18 protein-coding genes are annotated in these 17,902 nt (G+C 63.9%); 15 read left to right on the top strand and 3 right to left on the bottom strand.

Features of this window, described 5'->3' with window-relative positions; all coding sequences use genetic code 11:
* The first annotated feature begins 82 nt into the window (after positions 1 to 82).
* A complete protein-coding gene (locus tag QX034_RS33225; RefSeq protein WP_315703334.1) occupies positions 83 to 1,627 on the top strand; it encodes a porin in 1,545 nt (514 codons plus the stop codon).
* A 159-nt stretch (positions 1,628 to 1,786) separates the two neighbouring features.
* On the opposite strand, the gene QX034_RS33220 is transcribed toward QX034_RS33225, so the two are convergent.
* Entirely contained in the window at positions 1,787 to 4,063 is a 2,277-nt protein-coding gene (locus tag QX034_RS33220; RefSeq protein ID WP_316196323.1) for a lytic transglycosylase domain-containing protein, read from the bottom strand.
* Positions 4,064 to 4,381: 318 nt separating this feature from the next.
* Here QX034_RS33220 and dapA point away from each other — a divergent pair, with 318 nt between their 5' ends.
* From dapA to QX034_RS33200, 4 genes are read left to right on the top strand one after another with little or no spacing between them, the layout of a single operon-like run.
* Positions 4,382 to 5,272, top strand: a complete 891-nt coding sequence (dapA, locus tag QX034_RS33215; protein WP_315703336.1) for a 4-hydroxy-tetrahydrodipicolinate synthase — start codon at positions 4,382 to 4,384, stop codon at positions 5,270 to 5,272.
* Between the two features lie 48 nt (positions 5,273 to 5,320).
* The gene (gene mscL / locus QX034_RS33210; RefSeq protein ID WP_315703337.1) at positions 5,321 to 5,737 is read left to right on the top strand and encodes a large conductance mechanosensitive channel protein MscL; all 417 of its coding nucleotides are present in this window, start codon (positions 5,321 to 5,323) and stop codon (positions 5,735 to 5,737) included.
* 1 nt (position 5,738) lies between these two features.
* A complete protein-coding gene (gene smpB / locus QX034_RS33205; RefSeq protein WP_315703338.1) occupies positions 5,739 to 6,212 on the top strand; it encodes an SsrA-binding protein SmpB in 474 nt (157 codons plus the stop codon).
* 22 nt (positions 6,213 to 6,234) lie between these two features.
* Complete coding sequence (locus tag QX034_RS33200) at positions 6,235 to 6,810, top strand: peroxiredoxin (protein WP_315703339.1); 576 nt, start codon at positions 6,235 to 6,237, stop codon at positions 6,808 to 6,810.
* Positions 6,811 to 6,868: 58 nt separating this feature from the next.
* Here QX034_RS33200 and QX034_RS33195 read toward each other — a convergent pair whose 3' ends face one another.
* Entirely contained in the window at positions 6,869 to 7,561 is a 693-nt protein-coding gene (locus tag QX034_RS33195; protein WP_315769135.1) for a uracil-DNA glycosylase, read from the bottom strand.
* Positions 7,542 to 8,174, bottom strand: a complete 633-nt coding sequence (locus QX034_RS33190; protein ID WP_315703341.1) for an NYN domain-containing protein — start codon at positions 8,172 to 8,174, stop codon at positions 7,542 to 7,544. The genes QX034_RS33195 and QX034_RS33190 overlap by 20 nt, the downstream gene beginning before the upstream one ends.
* A gap of 363 nt (positions 8,175 to 8,537) precedes the next feature.
* Between QX034_RS33190 and rpoZ the strand changes: the two genes are divergently transcribed.
* The 10 genes from rpoZ (at position 8,538) to QX034_RS33140 (ending at position 17,895) form a co-directional block, all read left to right on the top strand.
* Positions 8,538 to 8,930 carry a DNA-directed RNA polymerase subunit omega gene (rpoZ, locus tag QX034_RS33185; protein WP_315703342.1) on the top strand — a complete coding sequence of 131 codons (393 nt, stop codon included), beginning with the start codon at positions 8,538 to 8,540 and terminating at the stop codon, positions 8,928 to 8,930.
* A 217-nt stretch (positions 8,931 to 9,147) separates the two neighbouring features.
* Entirely contained in the window at positions 9,148 to 11,424 is a 2,277-nt protein-coding gene (locus QX034_RS33180; RefSeq protein WP_316196322.1) for a bifunctional (p)ppGpp synthetase/guanosine-3',5'-bis(diphosphate) 3'-pyrophosphohydrolase, read from the top strand.
* Between the two features lie 84 nt (positions 11,425 to 11,508).
* On the top strand, positions 11,509 to 12,261 hold the full coding sequence (locus tag QX034_RS33175; RefSeq protein WP_315703344.1) for a pyridoxine 5'-phosphate synthase: 753 nt from the start codon (positions 11,509 to 11,511) through the stop codon (positions 12,259 to 12,261).
* Between the two features lie 12 nt (positions 12,262 to 12,273).
* On the top strand, positions 12,274 to 12,693 hold the full coding sequence (gene acpS, locus QX034_RS33170) for a holo-ACP synthase (protein ID WP_315729001.1): 420 nt from the start codon (positions 12,274 to 12,276) through the stop codon (positions 12,691 to 12,693).
* Positions 12,694 to 13,003: 310 nt separating this feature from the next.
* On the top strand, positions 13,004 to 13,762 hold the full coding sequence (lepB, locus tag QX034_RS33165) for a signal peptidase I (RefSeq protein ID WP_315703346.1): 759 nt from the start codon (positions 13,004 to 13,006) through the stop codon (positions 13,760 to 13,762).
* Positions 13,759 to 14,610, top strand: coding sequence for a ribonuclease III (rnc, locus tag QX034_RS33160; protein WP_315703347.1), 852 nt, complete (start codon positions 13,759 to 13,761; stop codon positions 14,608 to 14,610). Before lepB ends, rnc begins: the two co-directional genes overlap by 4 nt.
* On the top strand, positions 14,600 to 15,532 hold the full coding sequence (gene era / locus QX034_RS33155) for a GTPase Era (RefSeq protein ID WP_315729002.1): 933 nt from the start codon (positions 14,600 to 14,602) through the stop codon (positions 15,530 to 15,532). Before rnc ends, era begins: the two co-directional genes overlap by 11 nt.
* A 2-nt stretch (positions 15,533 to 15,534) precedes the next feature.
* Positions 15,535 to 15,915 carry a hypothetical protein gene (locus QX034_RS33150; protein ID WP_315703349.1) on the top strand — a complete coding sequence of 127 codons (381 nt, stop codon included), beginning with the start codon at positions 15,535 to 15,537 and terminating at the stop codon, positions 15,913 to 15,915.
* Between the two features lie 212 nt (positions 15,916 to 16,127).
* Positions 16,128 to 16,874 carry a DNA repair protein RecO gene (gene recO / locus QX034_RS33145; protein WP_315703350.1) on the top strand — a complete coding sequence of 249 codons (747 nt, stop codon included), beginning with the start codon at positions 16,128 to 16,130 and terminating at the stop codon, positions 16,872 to 16,874.
* A gap of 34 nt (positions 16,875 to 16,908) precedes the next feature.
* A complete protein-coding gene (locus QX034_RS33140; protein WP_315729003.1) occupies positions 16,909 to 17,895 on the top strand; it encodes a glutathione S-transferase family protein in 987 nt (328 codons plus the stop codon).
* The last annotated feature ends 7 nt before the right edge of the window (positions 17,896 to 17,902 follow it).

Below are 17,902 nucleotides of genomic sequence, written 5' to 3'. Positions count from 1 at the left end.
GGTGATCGGGTTGGCACTGTGGGCAGAGAAACTTCGGATCGTGATCAAGGGTCCTGAGCAAGAGAGCAGTTTGGAGGTTGGAATGAATATGGGGAAGAGCCTTATTCTTGGCTCGACGGCGGTGTTGCTCGCGGTGGGGGGAGCACAGGCGGCCGATCTGCCGATCAAGGCAAAACCGGTGGAGTATGTGAAGGTCTGCTCTTTGTACGGCGCTGGCTTCTACTACATCCCCGGCACCGACACCTGCGTCAAGCTCGGCGGCTATCTGCGCGCCGAAGCTGCATTCGGCACTAACGCCGTCTTTCAGAACGCGACCAACGGTCCCGGCGGCGCAAATAACCGGCTGAGCAACTACTATACGACTCGTTCGCGTGCCGACCTGAACATCGACACCCGCACCGCCACCGAATACGGTGTGGTGCGAACCTATTTCGATGCCGTGTTTCAATGGACGACGGACAGCTACACCGGTAGCGGCACCACCCCCGGAGCCACGGTCTATTCGCAGCTCGGCGCTACTGGCGCCACTGCGCCGAACAATGCCAATGCGGGCGCTATCGCAGGCGGCACGCTCGGAGTCTTCTACGCGTTCATTCAGTTCGCCGGATTCACGATGGGTAAGGCCGTGTCGCAGTTCGACGCGCCCTGGACCAATTATCCCGGCAACAACTTCGATGGTCTGACCGGAGGCAGCGGCACCGTCACCGGCGTCAACCAGTTCTCCTATACGGCGGACTTCGGGCAGGGTATCACGGCTTCGATCTCGGCCCAGGATGCGACGGCGTATTCGCAGTCCAACATATGGAATACCTCGCTGCAGACGGCTGCTGGTGTCCTGACCGGTGCATACGGTGCCAGCGATTTCGGCGGCAACGTCGCACCCGACATCGTCGGTGCGGTCCGCGTCGACCAGGCCTGGGGTCTGTTCCAGGCGTCCGTTGCGGCGCACGACAATCATGCCGCCTACTACGGTGCGAATCAGACCACGGGCCATCCGGCCGACAAATGGGGCTTTGCCGGTCAATTGGCCCTGTCGATCAAGAACATCCCGACAGGCCCTGGCGATACCCTGAACATTCAAGGCGTCTACACCAACGGTGCGAGCCGCTACAATTTCCAGAGCCTGGCGCCGATCAACTACGCAATGTACGGCGGCAGCAACGTCGCCGGCGCCTTCCAGAGTCTCGGCTTCGCCGGCGTGTCCGATTCCGTGTTCGGCGTCGGCACCCAGCAGCAGCTGACGACGACTTATGGCTTCCGCGGCGCCTTCACCCACAACTGGGATCCCTATTGGAATACGGCGGTCTACGGATCCTGGAGTGCCGTCAAGTATAACGCCACCGCCAAGGGACTGATCTGCAACGGGGCCGGCATCGTCGCGCTGGGCATCACACCGGCGAACTGCAATCCGGACTTCAACATCTCCACGCTGGGTGTGATCACCCGCTGGACGCCGGTGAAGAACCTGACCTTCTCGGCCGACGTGGCTTGGACCCGCTTGGATCAGAAGTTCACGGGAAATGCGACGGCTCCCGCTGTTGGCGCGATTGCCAAACCGGCCGCCGTTTACCAGCTGAAGGACCAGGACTCGGTCTCGCTCCTGATGCGCGCTCAGCGCAACTTCTAGAGGCGAGTAGCCAGTAGGGAGTGGCGAATAGGCTTGACGGAAGAACCCCATCTTCCATCATCCTATTCGCTATTCGCTATTCGCTATTCGCTATTCGCTATTCGCTATTCGCTATTCGCTATTCGCTATTCGCTATTCGCTATTCGCTATTCGCTTATTTTATTCCACGATCGCGCCGCGATGCAGGTCGGCCTCGATCTGCAGCCTTGAGCCGCCGCCGAAACGGGCGCGGTAGACCTGCAGGTTCTCCATCACCCGCTGCACGTAGTTGCGGGTCTCCGAGAACGGAATCAGTTCGACCCAGTCGATCGCGTCGACCTTGGGATCGCGTGGATCGCCGTAGCGTTCGACCCACTTCTTCACGCTGCCGCGACCGGCATTGTAGGCGGCAAAGGTCATGATGTAGGAGCCGCGATAATCCTCCAGCAGGCCGCCCAGCTCAGCTGCGCCAAGCTGTGCGTTGTAGACCGGGTCGGTCTTCATCCGCGTGAGGTCGAAGCCGACGCCGGCGCGCTTGCAGACATAGCGTCCGGCCTCCGGCGTCACCTGCATCAGCCCGTAGGCCTGGGCCGGCGACACCACGGCTGGATTGAATGCGCTCTCCTGGCGCGCGATCGAGAAGATCACGCTCTGCTCAACTTCGGGGCCGATCGAGCGAAACGCAGGGACGCCATTGACCGGATAGGCGTAATGATCGAACGGCAGCCCGCGATTGAGCGCGGCCTTGCCGACCAGGAGCATGGCGCGGGCATCGCTTTGCCGTGCTGCGATCTCGCCAAGCCCCACCAGCGCATCGGGATCACCATTGTCGCCCAGATCGGCAAAGATCGGGATGGCGAACTCGCCCTCGTCGAGGTCGTAGAGCAGCTGCACGGCGCGCACGATTTCGAGCCGCTCGATACCGCGGCCCCGGCCGCTGGGGGTAGGATTAAGCGCAAGCTGCGGCAATCCGAGCTTGGCCCGCGCGAGTTGGCCGTAATAGCTGGTCGATTGCTCCGCCGCCGCGGCATAAGCCGCGCGCGCCTCCTGCATGCGCCCCATCGCCTCGGCGGCGCGGCCCTGCCAATAGCCGGCACGGGCGAGCGTGGTCGGGTTGACGCTGCCGATGCCGATGCGGGCAAAATGCTGTGCAGCGGTCGCGGGATCGTTGAGGAAGCGCAGCGCGATCCAGCCCGCCGTGAACTCCTGCTCGGTCTTGTAGATGTCGCGGGTGGGCAGCGCCGCATCGCGTGCGATCAGATAGGCGGTGCGATACCCGCCGGCGTCGATCATCTTGCGCGCCAGAAGGCGCCGTTCGATCCACCACTCGTCCAGATTATAGAGGCGGCCCGGATCCTTCGGTGCGCTCAGCATCAGCTGGGCGGCGTCTTCGAATTTCTCTTCGCGGCGCAGGAGCTGGATCTTGCTGAAGAGGTAGCCGGTATCGCCGTGCAGCTCGTGCGGCACCGCCTCGAGCAGAGCGCGACTGTTCGGCGCCTTGCGGTAGGTTGCGATTCGCGCTTTGGCCAGGGCCACGTAGCCCGTGCCGAGCCGTTTCGCCGCCCGCAGCGCCGCTTCGTGCTCGCTGCCATAGAGCAGCGTGTCCATCCGCGCCTTGTGGTCGCCGCCGGACAACAGCGCGCCGAACTGATCGAGCACGTTGTTCTCGGTTTCCTCCGACATCGCGTCGTTGCGCCAGGCCTCGCGCACCAGCCGCTCCGCATTGGCTCGGTCGCCGCGGTTGAGCAGCACACGCGCCAGCGTAAACCGGCCCTTGGCGGACAACGGCGATTCGTTCTCGAACCAGGACCAGACGACGGCGTCCTCGCGCTTGTCGTCCCACAGTGCGGCTTCGAGCCGCCTTCGCAGGAACGTCTGCGACGGCCAACTCGGATTGGCCGTAATGAAGGCGCGGTAGCGCTCGGCGCTGGCGTTGTTGTTGTCGCTGCGCAGGACGATCCATTCGGCGAGCTTGCGCGCGACCGGATCGGAGATCGCCGCTTCGACCTGGGTCGCATCGTCCGGCTTGTGCTTGCGGACCAGCTCGATCACGTTCTCGAGCGCGTCCCGGTCCGACTGCGAGGTCGACGACGTCGCGGCCACGGCAGCGGGTGTTATCGGCTTGCGCGGCGGGGGCAGGGCGGCGTGCTGGCGCGGCGCCGGGGGGATGCTTGCGGACGCTGAAAGCGCGTCCTTTCCCGCCTTGTGGTTCGTGATCGTGGTCGTTTTGGGCTCGGCCTTTGCCTCCGTCTTGCCCTTGGTTCCAGTACCGGCCGCGGCGGCCTTGGGGGCTGCACTCGGCGCGATCGGCCGTGCCTTTGGCAGGGGAACTTTGGATAGGGCGGCCTTGTCGCTCGCCCCGGACGCGCCGTCGAAGGCAACCAAGCCGAACAGAAGCGTCAGGCTGGTCGCCAGGGCGGTCGATCGCAATGCGGCTGCACGGGCAAAATAGGGCACGGCGTTCCTTTGCGGCGGATGACTTCGACCCCACTCCTACCGTCTCGACCTGACATTTCTGGGGGCGGGCTGTGCCTCGCGCGACCACCTTCAAATCGACGGTACTGGTCTTGGTCTATCGAAAAGGTGAACAAACACTAAATGTACCGCTCACAATTGCACTCTGCGCCAGGAGCACGGCAAAATCACGACCGGGAAAAGGCGGGTGCCTGTTGAGAAGGCATCTCAGCGGGTGGCGGCCCTTCCGCGGCGTTCTCGGACCCGGTATGAGTGCCTTTTCCGTGGGAAGACCACAACCAGCGTTGGGGAGGGAGTGTTATGGCGGCCAAGACGAATTTCCGGGGCTCTTTCACCGCGCTGGTGACGCCGTTCAAGAACGGTTCCCTCGATGAAGCCGCGTTTCGCAAGCTCGTGAGCTGGCAGATCGACGAGGGCACCCATGGCCTGGTGCCGGTCGGCACCACCGGGGAGAGCCCGACGCTCAGCCATGACGAGCACAAGCAGGTGGTGGAATGGTGCATCGCCGAGGCGAAGGGACGGGTGCCGGTCATCGCCGGCGCGGGGTCCAACTCGACCAAGGAGGCAATCGAGCTCGCCCAGCATGCGGAAACGGCGGGCGCCGACGCCGTGCTGGTGGTGACGCCCTACTACAACAAGCCGACCCAGGAAGGCCTCTATCAGCACTTCAAGGCGATCAACGATGCGATCGGCATTCCGATCATCATCTACAACATCCCGCCGCGTTCGGTCATCGACATGTCGGTCGACACCATGAAGCGGCTGTTTGATCTGAAGAATATCGCCGGCGTGAAGGACGCCACGGCAAGCATGGTGCGGGTGTCGCAGCAGCGCGCGGCGATGGGCGAGGAGTTCAACCAGCTTTCCGGCGAGGACGCCACCGTGCTCGGCTATATGGCGCATGGCGGGCACGGGTGCATCTCGGTGACCTCCAACGTGGCCCCCCGCCTTTGCTCGGACTTCCATGCCGCCTGGCAGAAGGGCGACATCGCGACCGCCCTGAAGATCCATGATAAGCTGATGCCGTTGCACACCAACCTTTTCATTGAGTCCAACCCGGCGCCGATCAAATATGCGCTGTCGCTGCTCGGCAAGATCGAGGAGAAGTTGCGGCTCCCCATGGTGCCGGTCTCCGAGCCGACCCGCCGCGCGGTGCGCGAGGCGATGGTGCATGCGGGCCTGATCAACTGAGCTCGGTCGTTGGTGGCGTCGCGTGGCGCCAAATCGAGGGGAATCGGCATGTTGAAGGAGTTCCGTGACTTCGCGATGAAGGGCAATGTCGTCGACCTCGCGGTCGGCGTCATCATCGGCGCGGCCTTCGGGGGCATCGTCAGTTCGCTGGTGGGCGACGTCATCATGCCGATCATCGGTGCCGTCACCGGCGGTCTCGACTTCTCGAACTACTTCATCCCGCTCTCCAAATCGGTCAGCGCCACCAATCTTGCCGATGCGAAGAAGCAAGGCGCGGTGCTGGCTTACGGCAATTTTATCACCCTTACTTTGAACTTCATCATCATCGCCTTCGTGCTGTTCATCGTGATCCGCTTCATAAATCAGTTGAAGCGGCTGCAGGAGACCCAGCCGGCAGCTGCGCCGAAACAGTCGCGCGAGGTCGAGCTGCTGACCGAAATTCGCGACCTCCTGAAGAAGGCCTGACGTGGCAGAGAAGAACGAACGCGCCATCAAGGTCGTCGCCGAGAACCGCAAGGCGCGGTTCAATTATGCGATCGAGGACACCGTCGAAGCGGGGCTTGCGCTGACCGGCACCGAGGTGAAGTCGATCCGCAGCGGGAAGTCGACCATTGCGGAGTCCTATGCCGATAGCCGTGACGGCGAGATCTGGCTGATCAATGCCAATATTCCCGAATATCTGCAGGCCAACCGCTTCAATCACGAGCCGAAGCGGCCGCGCAAGCTCCTGCTGCATCGCAAGCAGATCAACAAGCTGCTGGGCGCGGTCGACCGCGAGGGCATGACGCTGATCCCGCTGAAGCTCTATTTCAACGAGCGCGGGCGCGCCAAGCTCTTGCTGGCGGTGGCCAAGGGCAAGAAGCTGCATGACAAGCGCGAGAGCGAGAAGAAGCGCGATTGGGGCCGCGAGAAGGGCCGTCTCTTGCGTGCCCGCGGGTAAGCGATCGGCAGGACGGAGTCCTATGAATCAGAAGAACCTGCTCGAAGTCGACTGGAGCAAGATTCCGGCGCCGACCGATGATGGGGCCGCTGACCACCTTGAGGGAATGCAGATTCCCCCGGTCAGCCTGCGCGCGACCGACGACACCCTGGTCACGCTGTCGGAACTGCCGGGGCGCGTCGTCATCTTCGCCTATCCGCGCACCGGTGAGCCCGGCAAGGTGTCGCTGGTCGAGGATTGGGACATGATCCCGGGGGCGCGCGGCTGCACGCCGCACGCCTGCGCGTTCCGCGATCTGTTCGGCGAGCTCAAGGCCGCGGGTGCCGCTTCCGTATTTGGCCTTTCGACCCAAAGCAACGCCTACCAAACCGAGATGGCTTCGCGCCTGCACCTGCCGTTTCCGGTGCTGTCGGACGAGAAGCTCGAATTGACCGAGGCGCTGCACTTGCCGACGATGGAGATCGCGGGGCTCACCATGATCAAGCGGCTGGCCTTGATCGTGGATGATGCGCGCATCACCCACGTGTTCTATCCGGTCTTTCCGCCGGACCGGAATGCAGCCGATGTGCTGGACTGGCTCAAGGGCAACCCGGTCTAACCTACCGGTTCGGAATTCTTACTCCAGCGTCGCGCCCCCTGCGCGCCTGCAGTGTGCATCAGCCCAGATCGGCCCGCACCCGTCCGAACACGGCGTGAAACATCTCGGTCGTGAGCACGCCGGTGTTCGTGTTGTAACGCGAGCAGTGATAGCTGTCGTAGAGCTTGAGGGAACCGGCCTGATGCACCGCGCCGTGCGCGAACGGGGCCGCCGCGGCTCGCATGCCGAGTGTCTTTAACAGCGTATCATGCGCGATGCGACCAAGCGCGACGATACCGCGCAGGCGCGGCATCGTCGCAATCGTCGCGTTGAGAAAGGTCCGGCACTGATTGATTTCGGCCGGCAGCGGCTTGTTCTGCGGCGGCACGCAGCGCACGGCATTGCTGATTCGGCAGTCGATCAACGTCAATCCGTCATCGGGCCGCGCCTGATAGTGGCCCCGGGCGAAACCGTACTGCAGCAGGGTGCCGTACAGCAGATCGCCGGCATAATCCCCGGTGAAGGGGCGGCCGGTGCGGTTGGCCCCTTGCAATCCCGGCGCGAGACCGACGATCAGGAGCCGCGCGTCGGCATCGCCGAACGACGGCACCGGCGCGTTGAACCAGGACGGCTCTCGTGCGCGCTGGGCGTTGCGGAATTCCGCAAGGCGCGGGCAGAGTGGGCAGTCGTGGTCGGGATTGCTCGGGGGGAGGGCGCCTGGCGCGGCCTCGGCGCGGCTTGCGGGCGCGCCCTTAATCCTCGAAATCGTCATCGCTCGTGTTACGCGGCGCCACGGGGCTCGTCCGCTGCAGGAATTGCGGGGCATGGTGGCGAGGCTCGCGCGGAGCGGGGCGCTCGGAGGGGTCGCGGCCGAGTTTGGATTGCAATTCGACGAGATCGGTGAAGACGTCGGCCTGACGGCGTAGTTCGTCGGCGATCATCGGCGGCTGGCTGGAGATGGTCGAGATCACGGTGACCCGAACGCCGCGGCGCTGCATCGCTTCGACCAGCGAACGGAAGTCGCCGTCGCCGGAAAACAGCACCATCTGGTCGATGTGCTCGGCGAGTTCCATGGCATCGACGGCAAGCTCGATATCCATGTTGCCCTTCACCTTGCGCCGGCCGCTTGCGTCGATGAACTCCTTCGTCGCCTTGGTGACGACGGTGTAGCCGTTGTAGTCGAGCCAATCGATCAGCGGGCGAATCGACGAGTACTCCTGATCTTCGATGATGGCGGTATAGTAGAAGGCGCGCAGCAGCGTGCCGCGGCTCTGAAACTCCTTGAGCAGGCGTTTATAGTCGATATCGAAACCGAGCGTCTTGGCGGTTGCATAAAGGTTGGCGCCGTCAATGAAGAGCGCAATCTTGTTGGTCGAAGATGACATTCAGTTTCTCGCGTTCAGTTAGATTTCTGTTCTTGGCGCCGCTCTCGAAAGGCCGCGCATTCCATATCCAAGGCACTACTCCAAGGCATTGCCGATGCTCGAGCGGACTCGTCCGGTAGTGACGCTCCCGCAATAGGAGTAGTCAGGGCAACAAAGCCGCACTTCTGACGAGGCAATGAAGCGTTTTGTTGGCCAAAAGCTGCATTCCAGCGATCCGGAGGCCCGGCAGGGGTCCGGAATCCGGTACTTTTAGCTCGATACGGAGACTGGACGCCAGATCGGCCTTGCGGAAACCGGTCAGTCTCTATAACTAGCCCTAGATAATCAGCCCATTAAGCACACAAAAGACCGGAGCGACAATCGATGGCGCGCGTCACTGTGGAAGATTGCATCGACAAGGTGGACAATCGATTCGACCTCGTCCTGCTCGCGGCGCATCGCGCCCGTATGATTTCGTCGGGGTCACAGCTTACGATTGACCGGGATAATGACAAGAATCCTGTTGTCGCACTCCGGGAGATTGCGGATACGACGATTTCCCCCGAGGATTTGAAAGAAGAGCTGGTCCACTCGCTGCAGAAGTTCGTCGAGGTCGACGAGCCGGAGCCGGACACCGTGCCGCTGATCGGTTCGGCGGGCGCCAGCGTCGATGCCGACGACACCGAGGTGGCGGTCGAGCGGATGACCGAGGAAGAGCTTCTCAAGGGTCTCGAGGGGCTGGCTCCGCCGGAGCAGCAGCCCGAAGAGGACGAATAAAATCCGCGCGGCAGGCGATCGCGGGCGGAGATCACGCGACGCTGCAGATGCGTAAACCACCTTTTCGGAATGTTAAGGCCCGGACCATGTCCGGGCCTTAACATTTGCGGCCTTTGCATTTGATCGTGCTTTCGTGGTTACCATATGTTGTGGCGAGGGCGCCGAGATGGCTCGCCCGCCCAGCTCCCAATCCACGACGTGGTCGAAGGTTTCTCCCATGGCGGCTTCGCGCCCGAGTCCACCACAGATGCAGGCGGCGGCCGATTCGGCCACGCTGGCGACCGTGGCCGCCGCACCGAAATCGCACAAGCCGCGCTCCCGGATGATGCGGCAATATGACCTTGTCGAGCGTGTCAGGTCGTATAACCCCGATACCGACGAAGATCTGCTGAACCGCGCCTATGTCTACGCGATGAAGGCGCACGGCTCGCAGACCCGCGCCTCCGGCGATCCGTATTTCACCCATCCGCTCGAAGTGGCGGCGATCCTGACCGACCTCAAGCTCGACGATGCGACGATCGTCGCTGCGCTGCTGCACGACACCATCGAGGATACCGAGGCGACCCGCGCCGAGATCGATCATTTGTTCGGCCCCAAGATCGGCGCGCTGGTGGAGGGGCTCACCAAGCTCAAGCGCCTGGAATTGGTCTCGCGGGAGGCCAAGCAGGCGGAGAACCTGCGCAAGCTGCTCCTGGCGATCGCCGACGACGTGCGTGTGCTTCTGGTAAAACTCGCTGACAGGTTGCATAACATGCGCACCCTGGAATTCGTGCCGGAGGCCTCGCGGCGGCGAATCGCCGAGGAAACGCTCGACATCTACGCGCCGCTCGCCGGCCGCATGGGTATGCAGGAGATGCGCGAGGAGCTGGAGAACCTGTCCTTCCGCACCCTCGATCCCGATGCCTACAATGTCGTGATGCAACGGCTGGACGCGCTGGCCGACCGCAACCGCAACCTGATCGGCGAGATCGAGGCTCAGCTTGCCAAGAAATTCCGCGAGAACGGGCTGACGGCGCGGGTCATCGGCCGCCGCAAGAAGCCATTCTCGATCTGGACCAAGATGGAGCGCAAGTCGGTCGGCTTCGAGCAGCTGTCCGACATTTTCGGCTTCCGCGTCGTCATGCCCGATCTCGCATCCTGCTATCGTGCGCTGGGTATCGTGCATACGACCTGGCCGGTCGTGCCGGGGCGCTTCAAGGACTACATTTCGACTCCGAAGCAGAACGATTACCGCTCCATCCACACCACGGTGATCGGTCCCGGCAAGCAGCGCGTCGAGCTGCAGATTCGCACCGAGGAGATGGACCAGATCGCCGAACTGGGCATCGCCGCACATGCCTTCTACAAAGACGGCATCGGTTCGCCGACCGAACTCCTGAAGCGCGAATCAAACGCATTTGCATCGCTGCGCCATACCATCGGTATCTTGTCGGAGAGCGCCAATCCGGAGGAGTTCCTCGAGCACACCAAGCTCGAGCTGTTTCACGACCAGGTGTTCTGCTTCACCCCGAAGGGCAAGCTGATCGCGCTGCCGCGCCACGCCAACGTGATCGATTTCGCTTATGCCGTGCATACCGATGTCGGCAACAGCGCGGTCGGCTGCAAGATCAACGGCAAGTTCGCGCCGCTCTCGTCCGAGTTGCAGAACGGCGACGAGGTCGAGGTGCTGACCTCGGAGGCGCAATCGGCGCCGCCGTCGGCCTGGGAATCGCTCGCGATCACCGGCAAGGCCCGTGCAGCGATTCGCCGCGCCACCCGGACCGCGATGCGCGACCAATATGCCGGGCTCGGCCGGCGCATCGTCGACCGCCTGTTCGAGCGAGCCAAGCTCGAATATGCCGACGACAAGCTCAAGGGCGCGCTGCCGCGGCTGGCGCGCGCCTCGATCGAGGAGGTGATGGCGGCGGTCGGACGCGGCGAGATCAAGGCCTCCGATGTCGCCCGCGCGATGTATCCGGACTACAAGGAAGAGCGCGTGGTGCGCTACGGCGCCAAGAAAGGCCCAACTGGCAAGCCGGCGGCCGAGCCGGCGCGCGCGCCTTCGGCAATTCCGATTCGCGGCATCAATTCCGGCCTGCCGGTCAAGTTCGCGCCCAATGGCGGCGCGGTGCCCGGCGACCGAATCGTCGGCATCGTGACCCCGGGCGAGGGCATCACCATCTACCCGATCCAGTCGCCCGCGCTGAAGGATTTCGAGGAAGAGCCGGAGCGTTGGCTGGATGTGCGCTGGGACGTGGATGAAACCTCGCCGCGGCGCTTCCCGGCGCGGATCCGGGTCGAGAATGTCAACGAACCCGGCAGCCTCGCCCAGGTCGCGACCGTGATCGCCGAGCACGACGGCAACATCGACAACATCAGCATGAGCCGTCGCTCGCCCGACTTCACCGAGCTCACGATCGATCTCGAGGTCTACGACCTCAAGCATCTGTCCGCCATCATCAACCAGTTGCGCGCCAAGACCATCGTGGCCAGGGTCGACCGGGTGAATGGCTGATCTGTGGGTTTTGGCGCAGCGTTCTGCGCCGCGATGGGTTAGAGCTGCCTCGGCCGTTGTCTTTCGAAGTCTTGCGAGTCCGCCATGTCCAAAGCCCCGAAGCTGCGTCTCGGCGTCAATGTCGACCACGTCGCCACCTTGCGCAACGCCAGGGGCGGCAGCAATCCGGACCCGGTGCGTGCCGCCAAACTGGCGATCGAGGCAGGTGCGGACGGCATCACCGCGCATCTGCGGGAGGATCGCCGGCACATCCGCGACGAGGACATGGCGCGGCTGAAAGCCGAGATCGACAAGCCGCTCAATTTCGAGATGGCTGCGACGGACGAGATGCTGCGAATCGCGCTTGCCACCCGGCCGCATGCCTGCTGCCTGGTGCCGGAGCGGCGCCAGGAGCTGACCACTGAGGGGGGCCTCGACGTGGTTGGCCAGCACGACGCCCTGGCGCCGGCCATCGCCCGCCTGAACGACGCCGGCATCCGGGTCTCGCTGTTCATTGCCGCCGATCCCAAGCAGATCGAGACGGCGGCGAAACTGCGCGCACCGGTGATCGAGATCCATACCGGGACCTGGTGCGATGCGGTGGCGGAAGGCAACCGGGAGAAGGCCGAGGCCGAATGGCAGCGAATCGTGAAGGGCGCCGCCTTGGCCTATTCGGCCGGGCTCGAAGTCCATGGCGGCCATGGCCTGGATTACGATACGGCGGAAAAGATCGCCTCGCTGCCGGAGATCGTCGAGCTGAATATCGGCTACTTCATGATCGGCGAAGCGCTGTTCGTCGGCCTCGGCGACACCGTCAGGGCGATGCGGGCGGCCATGGACCGCGGCCGCGGCCTGTAACGGGGCAAGCCAATGATCATCGGCATCGGTTCCGACCTGATCGATATCAGGCGTGTCGCCAAGGTCATCGAGCGCCATGGTGAGCGGTTCCTGGACCGCGTCTTCACCGAAGCCGAGCGCGCCAAGGCCGAGCGGCGCGCCAAGAACGAAAAAATGGTGGTTGCAACCTACGCCAAGCGCTTCGCGGCCAAGGAGGCTTGTTCCAAAGCGCTCGGCACCGGAATCCGGCGTGGGGTCTGGTGGCGCGATATGGGGGTGGTCAATCTGCCCGGCGGCCGGCCGACGATGCAGCTGACCGGCGGGGCGCTGGCCCGGCTGGAGGCGCTGACGCCGCAGGGCTATGAGGCGCGAATCGACCTGTCCATCACCGATGATTGGCCGCTCGCCCAGGCCTTCGTCATAATTTCGGCCGACCGTCCCGACACATCCTGACACGCTCGGCTCAATCTCCGGTAAAATTCATCAAAAAACTAAAATGTCATATCTACCAGTGGCTTAGTTGGTTTTGATCGGGCGATTGATTGCGCGCGCGAGAACAAACGTCTAAAACCAGCGCAGATCGAGCGGGTAGGTTTGAGGCTTAGCCAAGGGCGAATTCAGGTTCCGGCCGGAATTGGCCTTAATCACCAGAATCAGGACAGAATCCTCAAAGCCGCGAACCGATCAGCTGTTCGCGGCGGGGTGTTCTGCCGCGGCGCGGGCGAATCACGAAGCGATTCGTCAGAGGGACAATGAAAGAGCGATGAGCGTGACATCCGGCACCAAGACTGAGAGCGGCCTCGGCGAAACCGTTCGCGTCGTTGTTCATGCGCTGCTGATCGCGCTGGTCATCAGAACCTTCCTGTTTCAGCCGTTCAACATCCCCTCGGGATCGATGAAGGCGACGTTGCTGGTGGGCGACTACCTGTTCGTCTCGAAATATTCCTATGGCTACAGCCACTATTCGATTCCGCTGTCGCCGCCGCTGTTCTCGGGCCGCATCTTCGGCTCCGAGCCCAGTCGCGGTGACATTGTCGTGTTTCGGCTGCCGAAGGACGACACCACCGACTACATCAAACGCGTGATCGGGCTGCCCGGCGACCACATCCAGATGCGCGACGGGCTGCTCTACATCAACGACAGGCCGGTGCAGCGCGAGCGGCTCAGCGACTTCATCGGCGAGGATCCCTGCGGCTCCGACGCGACGGCGCGGGTCAAGCGCTGGAAGGAGACTTTGCCGAACGGCGTCAGCTACGAAACGCTGGATTGCGTCGACAATGGTTTTTACGACAATACTGCGGTCTATACCGTGCCGCCCGGCCATTTCTTCATGATGGGCGACAACCGCGACAATTCGACCGACAGCCGCGTGCTCTCGGCGGTGGGCTACGTGCCGTACGAGAACATCGTCGGTCGCGCCCAGATGATCTTTTTCTCCGTTGCTGAAGGCGAACATGCCTGGGCGTTTTGGCGCTGGCCGCTGGCGGTGCGTTGGAATCGCCTGTTCAAAATCGTACGATGATTGACGACAAAGCCGACATCCAGACAACACAAGCGGCCGCAGCGCCAAGCCTCGAGTCCGATCCCGGTCCTGCGGGCATGACGGCGCGCGAGGCGCCGAAGGCAAAGCGCAGCCGCGCCGGCACCAAGGGCGCAAAGGCGACCGAGAAAGCGGCCGCCGCCGCGATCGAGGCGCGCATCGGTCATCAGTTCAAGGATGCCTCGCTGCTGGCGACCGCCTTTACCCACGTCTCCGCACTGAAATCCTCCAAGAAGCGCGGCGACAGCTATCAACGGCTCGAATTCCTCGGCGATCACGTGCTCGGCCTGATCGTGTCGGACATGCTGTATCGCGCCTTTCCGAACGCGGACGAGGGCGAGCTGTCGAAGCGGCTCGCCGATCTCGTGCGCAAGGAGAGCTGCGCCGACGTCGCGAAGTCGCTCGGCCTGCTCGATGACATCAAGCTCGGCGCGGTCGGCGCCGGCGCCAGTGCGCGCTTGCGCAAATCCGTGCTGGGCGACGTCTGCGAAGCCGTGATCGGCGCGATCTTCCTCGACGGCGGCTATGCGGCAGCGTCGGCTTTCGTCGAGCGCAACTGGACCGAGCGGATGCACAAGCCGCGGCGGCCTTTGCGCGATCCCAAGACCGTCCTGCAGGAATGGGCGCAGGGCAAGGGGCTGCCGACACCGGTCTATCGCGAGGTCGAGCGCACCGGCCCGCATCACGATCCGCAGTTCCGCGTCGCCGTCGACCTGCCGGGCCTGGAGTCGGCCGAGGGCGTCGGCGGCTCGAAGCGCGCCGCCGAGAAGGTTGCGGCGTCCGTGATGATTGCGCGCGAAGGCGTCAGCGGCGGCAGCAATGATGGATGATCCGAAGGTGGAAGGCGCCCCGCCGGCCGACACCCGCTGCGGCTTCGTCGCGCTGATCGGCGCTCCCAATGTCGGCAAGTCGACCCTGGTCAATGCGCTGGTCGGCTCCAAGGTCACGATCGTCTCGCGCAAGGTGCAGACCACGCGGGCGCTGATCCGCGGCATCGTCATCGAAGGCCGTTCGCAGATCATCCTGGTCGATACGCCCGGCATCTTCGCGCCCAAGCGGCGCCTCGACCGCGCGATGGTGACGACCGCCTGGAGCGGCGCCCATGACGCCGATCTCGTCTGTGTGCTGCTCGACGCCAAGAAGGGCCTCGACGACGAGGCCGAGGCGATCCTGGCCAAGGCCGAAGGCGTCGCGCATCAGAAGATCCTGGTCCTCAACAAGGTCGATCTGGTGCCGCGGGAGAAGCTGCTGGCGCTCGCGGCCGCGGCCAACGAGCGGCTGGCTTTCGCGCGCACCTTCATGATCTCGGCGCTGTCCGGCGATGGCGTCGACGACCTCCGGCAGACGCTCGCCGCAATGGTGCCGCCCGGGCCATTCCACTATCCCGAAGACCAGATGTCGGACGCGCCGATGCGCCACCTCGCCGCCGAGATCACGCGCGAGAAGATCTACAGCCATCTGCATCAGGAGCTGCCCTATCAGTCGACCGTCGAGACCGATAGCTGGACCGAGCGCAAGGACGGCTCGATCCGGATCGAGCAGACGATCTTCGTGGAGCGGGAAAGTCAGCGCAAGATCGTGCTGGGCAAGGGCGGCGCCACCATCAAGTCGATCGGGGCGAAGGCGCGCGAGGAGATCGCCGACATCACCGGCGTGCCGGTGCATCTGTTCCTGTTCGTCAAGGTGCGCGAGAATTGGGGCGACGATCCCGACCGCTACCGCGAGATGGGGCTCGACTTCCCCAAGGAATGACGATGAACCTGCCCCGGAACGTGCTCTGGTTTGAGATCCTGTTGTACATCTCGCTGATGCTGGATGCGTTGTCGGTGGCGGTGCAGGACCGGACACCGACGACCGAGATCACCGATGGCATGATCATGGCGCAGAGCATCTTCAACGGCGCCGTCATCCTGCTCATGGTCTATTTTGTTTATCTGGCGGCGCAGCAGCGTAAGAACTGGCCGCGCTGGGTGCTGCTGGCGGCGCTGCTGCTGTCGGCCTATTCGCTGGTGATCTTCATCGGCGAGAAGGGCATGACGCTGGATGCCGGCCTCGAGATCATCTCCTGCGCGCTGACCACGGTCGGGCTCTATTACTCCTTCACCGGCGATGCCCGCGGCTGGTTCAATGCGTGAGACGGCGCTGGAGTGATTGAGGGTAGGGTGGGCAAAGCGAAGCGTGCCCACCATCTTCCGCCATGCTACCCTCACGGTGGGCACGGCGCGTCGGCGTAGACCAAGGCGGAGGAGCCGTCGTGAGCGCGCCTTTGCCCACCCTACGAAGCTCGCCGATTGTACGTGGATCCTCGTAGTTGCGACGCGCAAGGTGTGTGGAGACGACGAGCCCGATGGAATGGACCGATGATGGCATCGTGCTGGGCGTGCGTCGGCACGGCGAATCCGCCGCCGTGGTCGAGCTGTTGACGCGCGAGCACGGCCGCCATCTCGGGCTGGTGCGCGGCGCGAGCGGCGCTCGCATGCGCCCCGTGCTGCAGCCCGGCAACAGCGTGCGCGCGGTCTGGCGGGCCCGGCTCGATGAGCATCTCGGCATGTACGCGATCGACGGGCTGATCTTGCGCGCCGCCGGCCTGATGTCGGCCTCGCACGGTGCCTACGGCGTCACCCATCTGGCCGCGCTGGCGCGGCTGTTGCCCGAGCGCGATCCGCACCAGGACATTTATCTCAGGCTCGAGCACACCCTGGATGATTTCGAGGATGCCGGCGGCGCTGCGGCCCATATCGTCCGGTTCGAGCTTGCGATCCTGGCCGAGCTTGGCTTCGGTCTCGATCTCGAGACCTGCGCCGCCACGGGCGAGACCACGGAACTGATCTACGTCTCGCCGAAGTCGGGTGGGGCGGTGTCGCGCGCGGCGGGCGAGCCCTGGCGCGACCGGCTGCTGCCATTGCCGCCATTCCTGCGCGAGCACGAGGAGACGCATGACTGGACCGATCAGGACCTGCGCGACGGTTTCCGTCTGACCGGCCTGTTCCTGTTGCGCCATGTGCTGGAGCCGCGTGGGCAGGGCCATTCCGACGCGCGCGAGGGCTTCATCAACGCCGTGACGCGGGCCAGGGCGCGGCTCGCCCAGGCGTAACCAAGCGTGAGCCGCGGCTCAGTGGAGAATGAATATGGGATTGCTCGTCGACGGCCAATGGCACGATGTCTGGTACGACACCGGGGCGACCGGCGGCCGTTTCGTGCGCAAGGACTCGATCTTCCGCAACTTCATCACCGCGGACGGCAGCGCCGGCCCAACCGGCGCAGGCGGTTTCAAGGCGGAAGCCGGACGCTATCACCTCTATGTCAGCCTGGCGTGTCCGTGGGCGCACCGCACCCTGATCATGCGCGCCTTGAAGGGGCTCAACGAGCTGATCTCGGTCTCGGTGGTCAACTGGCTGATGGCGGAGCAGGGCTGGACCTTTGCCGACGGCCCCGGCGTCGTGCAGGACAGCATCAACCACGCGCAGTTCCTGCATCAGGTCTACACCGCGGCCGATCCGCATTATTCGGGCCGGGTCACGGTGCCCGTGCTCTGGGACAAGCAGAGGCGCACCATCGTCAACAACGAATCCGCCGAGATCATCCGGATGCTGAACTCGGCGTTCGACGGCCTCGGGGCCACGCCGGGCGACTACTACCCGCAGGCCCTGCGCGGCGAGATCGATGCGATCAACGCGCGAATCTACGACACGCTCAATAACGGCGTCTACAAATGCGGCTTCGCGACCACGCAAGGCGCTTACGACGAAGCGATCGCTCCCTTGTTCGCCACGCTCGACTGGCTGGAGGACAGGCTCTCGACCCGGCGCTTCCTGCTCGGCGACCGATTGACGGAGGCGGACATCAGGCTGTTCACGACCCTGATCCGCTTCGACGCAGTCTATGTCGGCCACTTCAAATGCAACCTCCGCCGCATCGCCGATTATCCGCATCTTTCGGCCTACACGCGCGATCTCTACCAATGGCCCGGCATCGCTGACACCGTGAACTTCGAGCATATCAAGCGGCATTATTACGAGAGCCACCGCAGCATCAATCCGACCGGCATCGTGCCGGCCGGGCCGCTGCAGGATTTCACCTTGCCGCACGGGCGGGAGCGCCTGTCTCGGTCCTGAGGCGGAA

Source organism: Bradyrhizobium sp. SZCCHNR3119, assembly GCF_032487775.1.
Classification (GTDB): domain Bacteria; phylum Pseudomonadota; class Alphaproteobacteria; order Rhizobiales; family Xanthobacteraceae; genus Bradyrhizobium.
This window is presented reverse-complemented; position numbering and strand designations above follow the sequence as displayed.